1 protein-coding gene is annotated in these 1,474 nt (G+C 34.8%); it reads right to left on the bottom strand.

Annotated features, from left to right (window positions below; translation table 11 throughout):
* Positions 1-254: 254 nt before the first annotated feature.
* Positions 255-1,247: a hypothetical protein gene (locus ACM0OX_RS35590; protein ID WP_414519915.1), complete on the bottom strand. Its 993-nt coding sequence runs from the start codon at positions 1,245-1,247 to the stop codon at positions 255-257.
* Positions 1,248-1,474: the final 227 nt, after the last annotated feature.

The following is a 1,474-nucleotide window of genomic DNA, read 5'->3' as shown; positions in this document are numbered from 1 at the left end:
CAAGCGGGGAGGGGTTGGGGGTGGGGTGTTAGGGACTTTTGCAAGAGGTCTAATCCTTGTAGCTTTCACAAAAATATAATTTATATTACCTGTCAGGAGCGAAGGATGTGAGGCGAGATCGCTATTACACTTTGTTAGTGCTGCCTGAACTTCAGACAGCACATTATACACTATTCAAGCTTTATAGAAAATAACCACAGCAGCCTTTGAGTAATTTAAATTAAGCACAAAGGAATGCAGAGTTTTAGCAAGCTTTATTTGCTATGAACTGGCTCAACTTTATATTTAGTTTTAACCAACTCAGGCAATTGTATCAAAAGTTTTTTCACTCTAGCTTGAATATATTTAGGATTTTTAGGTACACGTTTAGCTATATATCTTAATAAAGCAATCTGATAGCCAAACTTATATTGAATTGCGGAAAATATATTGGAATTGATCTGCTTAACTGAACCTTTTTCTAGGTTTTTTAACTTTGCTACTTCACGATGATATACGGGATGCTCTCCCCAAACGCAGGCAAAGTGTACAAGAGCGGGAGACACCACCTGATTGTATTTTTGAAAAGTAGATTTACCTTTAATAGCATCTATATTAAAAGAACCACGAAGACCGATAGGTGTTCGCATCATCTGACCATTATCTTCAAACATACTTTGATTGTGTAGCATCATAGCTAGACCAAAAATACGTTCATCATTAGGGCCATCACCACGAAATTCGCTAATACCTAGCTTTTCCCAATCTTTTGCCAATTCTAGTGCTGTTTCAAAAAAGGCCTTAGCAGTATCGTTTTTTTCAAAATAATAGAGACCTCCATTAAATCTAGGTAATTTTTTCAGATTAAATCGTTTGAGTGTGTCATTTACATCAATGAATGTATCTTTATCACCTGCCTGAAGATATACATTACCTGCCACACTAAAACTTCTGCCTTTAAAATCATCAAAAATAAAGTTAATATCCCTCACTGCTATGCAATCACTATCAATACAAAGTGTATATTTAAATGGAGAATAGTCATAGAGGTGAAACTTTTGCTTTACGTTAGAACCGTATTCATTTTTAATGTTTATGATGCAATCATAAAGCTCTAGTAAATCTTTATCATTTTCACGATCGGTAACAATAGCACGCGGAACATTTGGTGAATGAAGCCGTAGAGAACGTGCTAATGACTTTGCCATTTCTAGATAATAAGATGCTCCGTAAGCATAGGTGATAATGCCACGTTGTGAAATCAACATTATTTTTATTAATTAACAGTATCTAAGCTTTAGTTTTCTAATGGCATTCTAACTTACACGCCAAAGGATAGATATCTACTAATATCAATCAAGCTTAAATTCTGTGTAAAGTGTCCATAAAGTATAGTCTAAATTTTATTGAGACCTGTTTAAACACATCTGATTGATTGCCGTATCCGCTCAATAAATAGGGGATAGGAAGAAAAATAAGAGGATACAAAGGTACA

The sequence above is a fragment of the Nostoc sp. PCC 9305 genome (genome assembly GCF_963920915.1).
GTDB lineage: Bacteria > Cyanobacteriota > Cyanobacteriia > Cyanobacteriales > Nostocaceae > Nostoc.
Note: the sequence above shows the minus strand (reverse complement) of the source record. Positions and strands in the feature narration are given on the sequence as shown.

Coding starts and splice junctions, on each gene's coding strand:
- ACM0OX_RS35590 (WP_414519915.1), bottom strand. CDS start 1,247: ATGTTGATTTCACAACGTGGCATTATCACCTATGCTTACGGAGCATCT.